Origin of the sequence: Methylobacterium sp. CCH5-D2, assembly GCF_001556475.1 — a bacterium.
GTDB classification, from domain to species: Bacteria; Pseudomonadota; Alphaproteobacteria; order Rhizobiales; family Beijerinckiaceae; genus Methylobacterium; species Methylobacterium hispanicum.
The window spans coordinates 1-6141 of record NZ_LSIX01000809.1 but is presented as its reverse complement, the minus strand read 5'-3'; the positions used below and the strand labels follow the sequence as shown (position 1 = coordinate 6141).

Below are 6141 nucleotides of genomic sequence, written 5' to 3'. Positions count from 1 at the left end.
CCGCCAGACCCGCCAGCAGGGCCGCGTCCGCGAAGGGCCAGCCGCTCGCCACCACGAGGAAGACCGCCAGCGCCGCGGGCGCGATGAAGCGGCTGTCCTGCCCGGCCCAGATCAGGAAGGCGGCCGCCCACGAGAGCCAAGCCGCGCTGACGAGGCCCGGCACCCAGCTCACCGCACCCCAGTCGACGACGCCGAGGCAGGTGGCGCCGGCGAGGCCGCCGAGCACGGCGAAGGGCCGCCCGGTGCCGATGCTGCGCCCGAGCGCGTAAGTGCCCGCGCCGAGAAGGCCGACATGGAAGACGGCGTAGAAGGCGGCCGCCCTGTCGAGGCGTTCGAAGCCGTCGAGCACGCGGTAGAGCGCGAGGCAGACGGGGTTCAAAAGGCCGTACTGGTACTCGGCGAGGAACGCCCCGCCCTGGAACAGGCGCGGCGTGAGGAACGGCCACTCTCCCGACCGGATCAGCCGGGCGATCTCGAGGAAGCCGGGCAGGAAGTAGGACTGGGCATCGTCCCGGAAATAGAAGCTCGGCTCGTGCAGGAGGGGAATCGCCGCGGTCGCGGCGGCGAGGCAGGCGGCCAGGAGGGCGTGGCCGATCTCCGCGCCGGCCCGGGAGCGGGGGCTCCCGGACGGGGCTCCGCCGGAGATCGCCGCCCGCCCGGCGAGCGGGCCGGTGCCGGTCGTCATCGCGTCCACACCGCCAGGACCGACTTGCCCGCCCGGTAGCCGATGAGAGGATCGACGCGGCGCGAGAGGGGCACCATCAGCCGGTCCCAGACGGCGATCTGCCGGGCCGTGGGCATCGTCTGACGCAGGAGCGCGGCGTTGGCGAACGATGCGGCCAGGCCCACGCTGTCGAGGTAGCGCAGCCGCACGAGCCTCAGGCCGTCCGGCGCGACCGCCCGAAGGCTGGCGCTGGTGTAGCGCCGCTCGTGCCCGATCGCCGCGTCGAAGGGCGAGTAGAGGCGGGGATGGGCGGGTGCCAGCACCACGAGGGCGCCGCCCGGGGCGAGAGCCGCCGCCGCCCGCGCGAGTTCCGCCCGGTCCTCCCGGACGTGTTCGAGAACGTCGATGTAGAGGATCGCGTCGTAGGGCTCCGGGTCGCCACAGGAGCCGGTGTAGGACGCGAGCGTGCCGTGGCAGGCGCGGACGTGCGCCGGCAGCGTCCCCGCCGCCGCCTTCGCGGCGAGCGCGGCGGCGAAGCGGCGGTCCGGCTCGAGGCAGGTCCAGTGCGTCACGCCGGGCCGGCGGGCCAGGATCTCCGCGGTCGCACCGAGACCGGCCCCGACATCGAGCACCCGGCCGCGCAGGAACGGTGCTATCTCGCGCGACCAGTAGGCCTTCCAGGAACGTGCCGCGGCGAAAAGGTCGAGTTCGGTGCCGACGTAGCCGTCCGCGGTCAGGAGGCCGCTTTCCATGTCGTCCGTTCCCATGCCGCGTCTTGCCACGCCATCCCTTGCCCAGCTGCCTCGTCCGGCGGCACCCCGGAGGAGGGCGGGGACGCCCGCTGCGCCGGATCCGCGCTCGGGACCAGGAAGCGCTCGGCCTCGCGGGCCGGCACCACCTCGGACAGGGACCGGCGGTTGAGGTGCGAGGCCGCGGAGGCGAGCGCGAGGAGGATCGCCTGAAGCAGCGCGACGAGGAGCAGGCCGGCCGCGCTCGTGGCCCAGCCCGGCACGGCCATGTCCGTGCCGAAGCGGATCGCGACCACCGCGACCAGCGCGGCGACGAGGCCGCCGGAGAAGAGCCCGAGGGCGATCAGGAGCCGGACGAGGCAGACGTCCTCGAAGACCGCGATCGCGTTGAGCCCGTGCCGGATCAGGCTGGTCAGGTTCATGCTGGAGCGGCCCGCGTAGCGCGTGCCCCGGTCCAGGCGCACGCGGTGCAGGGGCAGGCCGGACCGCAGCAGCGTCGCGGCGAAATGGCTCCACAGCGCCGGGCTGTGGACGAGGCGGGCCAGCGCCCGCGGCGGGATCACGCAGTAATGGCCGAAATCGATCGTCTTGCCGGTCCCGATCACGAAGAAGGCCTTGAACACGGCGTAGCCCAGGGCGAAGCGCGCGCCCTCGAAGCGGCGGCCGCGCCGCACGCAGATGATCGCGTCCGGATGGGCCGCACTCGTGTCCAAGAGGTACGGGATGTGTTCCGGACGATCCTCGCCGTCCCCGTCCATCACGATCACGGCGCGGTAGGAGGCCGCGCGGGCGCTCGCGACGGTGAGGCCGACCGCGATGGCGCGTTGGTGCCCCAGATTGGCGACCAGGGTCGCCCGCCGGAGGCGCAGGCGCGGCGCCGCGTCGGCGATGGCGCGCAGCGTCTCGTCCCCGCACTGCCACGAGCCGTCGTCGACCACGATGAGGTCGGCCGTCAGATTCCGCGTCTCGCAGACGGTCCCGATCGACTGGGCGAGATGCCGGAAGGCCGCCCAGTCGTTGTAGACCGGTACGACGATGCCGATCGGCAACGCGTCCTCCCCGGCGGTCGCGCGCAGGCCTGCCAATTCCTGTGCGGCGCGGGCGAAACGGTCCCCGGGCCGCTCCGGCGGAGCGTCGACCACGTCCCTCATCATCCCCCCGGGCGCCGACGGTTCCGGTCGCGCTGGTCCGGGTAGCGGACGCCCTGAGCCGGCTCGACGGGCAGGATGGCGAAACACGGTTAAGGACGGATGTAGGAGACGGGCAGGCCGCGCCGAAACGGATCGGGGCGCGGCTCGCGCCGCGCCCCGATCTCGTCGCAGGTCCGTGAGGCCGGGATCAGTGCCCGGTGGAGACCGGGTTCATCACACCGTTGCGGGCATGGTGGGCCTTCAGCATCGGACGGAGTGCCGTGATGGCGAGCGCCGCCGCGGTCAGGTCCATGATGGCGACCGTGTAGAGCACGGTCGACCACGTGCCGGTGGCCTGCATCAGGAGGTTGCCGACCGGGACGAACAGAGCGGCGAGGCCCTTGGCGCAGTAGAGTACGCCGTAGATCTTGCCGATGTGCTTCGAGCCGAAGGTGTCGGCGGCGGTGGCCGAGAACAGGGAGTACACCTCGCCCCAGGCCAGGAACACGATGCCCGAGAGGATCACGAAGGCCCAGGGGTTCGAGCCGAAGTAGCCCAGCGCCACGATGCCGATGCCCTCCATCGCGAAGGCGATGAACATCGTCTTCTCGCGGCCGATCTTGTCCGAGACCCAGCCGAAGAGGGGACGCGAGACGCCGTTCATGATGCGGTCGAGCATCAGCGCGAAGGGCAGCGCCGCCATGGCGAAGAAGTACAGGTTCACCTGGAAGTTCTTCACCCCGAGGTCCTGCGCGATCACGCCGAGCTGGGCCACCGCCATCAGGCCGCCGGTCACCGTGCAGGTGAACATCAGCAGCATCACCCAGAAGACCTTCGTGTTGAGGGCCTCCTTGAGGGTGTAGTCGCGCCGGGACTGGAGCACGGTCGAGGAGAACTTGACTTCGCCGCCGGACGGGCCGCGCACGAAGATCGCCGCCAGGATGATCACCGCGCCCTGGATCAGGCCGAAGGTGAAGAAGGCCTGGGCGTAGCTGCCCGCATCGATCATCTTGGCGATGGGCAGGATGGTCAGCGCCGAGCCCGCGCCGTAGCCGCCCGCCGTCAGGCCGACCGCGAGGCCGCGCCGGTCCGGGAACCACTTCAGGGCGTTGTTGATGCAGGTGGCGTAGACGCAGCCGACGCCGATGCCGCCGACGATGGAGCCCATGTAGAAGCCGGTGAGCGAGGTCGCGTAGGAGTTCACCACCCAGGCGAGACCCGTCATCAGGCCGCCGAACATCAGCACCTTGCTGGGGCCGTACTTGTCGATGAAGTAGCCCTCGATCGGGGTGAGCCAGGTCTGGACCACCACGAAGATGGTGAAGGCGACCTGGATCGCGGCGCGATCCCAGCCGAAGGTCTTCTGAATCTCGGGGACGAATAGGGTCCAGGCGTACTGGATGTTGGCGGCTGCCACCATGCAGAGTACACCGAGCCCGAGCTGGAGCCAGCGTCCCGCCATGGGTCTCGCCTCTGCGCGTATTGCGGCGGAGGATGTCATGGGCGTCTCCTTCTCCCTCGCCGGCAATAGGTTCGCGATCGGACAAATGTCCTCCCGCGCCTCCGGTCGATGCTTTCCCAGCGACCACCATCATTTGGTAAGATACGGCGGCATCGCTGGTATGCAGTATTTGTAATGATGACAGCGTTGGCAACCGGAATTTTCTTGCCGGGTGCCAACGAAATTTTTGCATGGGAGGCGCATTTTTCAGGATTAGAGGTCTTTCTAGAACGTGTCAGCCGGCCTCGTCCGGCTCCGGACCGCGGGTGACGTCGAGGCCGGGACCGCGGCCGGCAGGCGGTCCGACCTTCACCGCAGCCCCCGTGCGGGCCGCCTCGTAGATCGCCTCCATCAGAACGTGGTCCTGCAGACCCTCCTCGCCCGGCGTGCGCGGGCGGCGGCCCTCCTGGACGCAGCGGGCGAAGTGGTCCATCTCCAAAGCGAACTGGTTCTTGTGGGAGAGCCGCCGCTCGTCCCGCGTCACGGCCTTGCCGCTGCGGTGTGTCACGAAGAGGCGCTGGCCCGTGTAGGCAAAGGCGTTCTCCAGATCGATCTCGGCGCCGGCGCTGTGCACGGTGAGGCGGCGCGCCTCGTGCACGCCGTAGCTCGTCATGCACTGCGCGATCACGCCGGAGGGGAAGGTGAGGGTGAAGCTCACGCTCTCCTCGACTTCGGCGAACTTGCGGTCGTCCGGGGGCGAGTGGATCCGGGCAGTGACCTGATCCGGCTCCTCGCCGAGGAGCGCGCGCACGCCGTTGAGGCAGTAGATACCGATATCGGGCAGCGCGCCGCCGCCCGAGAGCGCCCGGCGCAGGCGCCACTGCTCGGGCAGGCCCGAGGTCTGGCCGTTGAAGGCCTGGATCAGGCGCGGGCGACCGAACTCGCCCGCCCGGCTGATCCGCACGACCTCGCGGTTGAAGGGCTCGTACTGGCAGCGATAGGCGATCATCAGCCGGACGTTCGCGCGCTCGCAGGCCGCGATCATCTCGCGCGCCTCCGCGGAACTCGCCGCCATCGGCTTCTCGCAGAGCACGTGTTTGCCGGCACCCGCCGCCGCCAGAACATTGTCCCGGTGCACCGCGTTCGGGGTGACGATGTAGACCGCCTGGACGTCCGCGTTGGCCTTGAGCCTGTCCCAGTCGCCGTAGCCGTAGACCGCGTCCTCCGGCACGCCGTACTGCTGCGCCACGAGCCGGGCCTTCTCGGGCGAGCCCGACATCACCGCGGCGAGCCGGGCATGTTTGGTCTGGCCCAGCGCCGGCAGGATCTCGTCGAGGCTGAGCCGCCCGAGGCCGACCACGCAGTAGCCGGTGCGCTTGGCCACCGGCTGCGGCGCGGGGGTGGGCGCCGGCGGCTTGTCGCCCTCGCCGCGCCAGTTCGGGAACATCACCCGGTTGCCCTGCACCGCGCCCGTGTCGGCCGGGACCGTGGGGCTGGGCGGGGCGGCGTTCGCCCGGCCGCCGAGGCCGAGCGCGCCGGTGATCGCGGCGCCCGCCGCCAAGAGGTTGCGCCGGGAGAGCGCGCTGTCGTCCGTCATCGGGGATGTCCGCTATGCGAGGGATCTCGTCCGGCCAATGAAGGCGCTCGCGCGGGGGTTCCTGGCCCGCGGCGACGCGCCGGGCGGGGGCGCCCCGCCCGCGATGTCACACCGGGGCAAAATCCGGTGGGGCCCGCGCCCGCCACCTTGCCGGCCCGGCGGCCCTCGGCGACAACGTGAGGGCGTCCCGGATCGGCCGAGCTCGACCGGTCCTCGCACCCGCGTATCTCGTTCAGGTGTCACCCAAGCGATGCTCCGGTTCCTCGGCCGGCATGCGGGCCTGTCGGCCTTCGGGGTGGTGGCCGCCGTCGTCCTCGGGCCCCTCGCGGTGTTCTGGCCGGGCGCCGGGGCACTGGCCCTCGCCCTCCTCGGCGCGCTCGGAGCGCTCGCCGCCCATGCCCGCGCCACCGCGCTGCGGGTGCGCTGCGATGTGCTATCCCGGGAGATCGACGGTCTCTCCAAGCGGCTGCTGCGGGCGGAGGCGCTCGCGGCCGCGCGACCGGAGCCGGACCAGTCCGGGCTGACCGCCGAGGTCTCGGACCTCGGCGTCGAGATCGGCC

General features: G+C 71.3%; 4 protein-coding genes and 2 pseudogenes. 1 reads left to right on the top strand and 5 read right to left on the bottom strand.

Going from position 1 to position 6141, the window contains the following annotated elements; genetic code table 11:
- The 5 genes and pseudogenes from AX737_RS21375 to AX737_RS21355 form a co-directional block, all read right to left on the bottom strand.
- A pseudogene (locus AX737_RS21375) lies at positions 1 to 685 on the bottom strand (hypothetical protein); the annotation flags it as partial.
- Positions 682 to 1416 carry a class I SAM-dependent methyltransferase gene (locus AX737_RS21370; protein WP_066924740.1) on the bottom strand — a complete coding sequence of 245 codons (735 nt, stop codon included), beginning with the start codon at positions 1414 to 1416 and terminating at the stop codon, positions 682 to 684. The pseudogene AX737_RS21375 and the gene AX737_RS21370, both read right to left, overlap by 4 nt.
- A complete protein-coding gene (locus tag AX737_RS21365; protein WP_238230043.1) occupies positions 1398 to 2555 on the bottom strand; it encodes a glycosyltransferase in 1158 nt (385 codons plus the stop codon). The genes AX737_RS21370 and AX737_RS21365 overlap by 19 nt, the downstream gene beginning before the upstream one ends.
- Before the next feature lie 196 nt (positions 2556 to 2751).
- On the bottom strand, positions 2752 to 4005 hold the full coding sequence (gene oxlT, locus AX737_RS21360; RefSeq protein ID WP_197430670.1) for an oxalate/formate MFS antiporter: 1254 nt from the start codon (positions 4003 to 4005) through the stop codon (positions 2752 to 2754).
- Between the two features lie 274 nt (positions 4006 to 4279).
- Complete coding sequence (locus tag AX737_RS21355; RefSeq protein ID WP_066924736.1) at positions 4280 to 5581, bottom strand: Gfo/Idh/MocA family oxidoreductase; 1302 nt, start codon at positions 5579 to 5581, stop codon at positions 4280 to 4282.
- A 250-nt stretch (positions 5582 to 5831) separates the two neighbouring features.
- Here AX737_RS21355 and AX737_RS21350 point away from each other — a divergent pair.
- Positions 5832 to 6141, top strand: a pseudogene (locus AX737_RS21350) (diguanylate phosphodiesterase); the annotation flags it as partial.

Coding starts and splice junctions, on each gene's coding strand:
- AX737_RS21370 (WP_066924740.1), bottom strand. CDS start 1,416: ATGGAAAGCGGCCTCCTGACCGCGGACGGCTACGTCGGCACCGAACTC.
- oxlT (WP_197430670.1), bottom strand. CDS start 4,005: ATGGCGGGACGCTGGCTCCAGCTCGGGCTCGGTGTACTCTGCATGGTG.
- AX737_RS21355 (WP_066924736.1), bottom strand. CDS start 5,581: ATGACGGACGACAGCGCGCTCTCCCGGCGCAACCTCTTGGCGGCGGGC.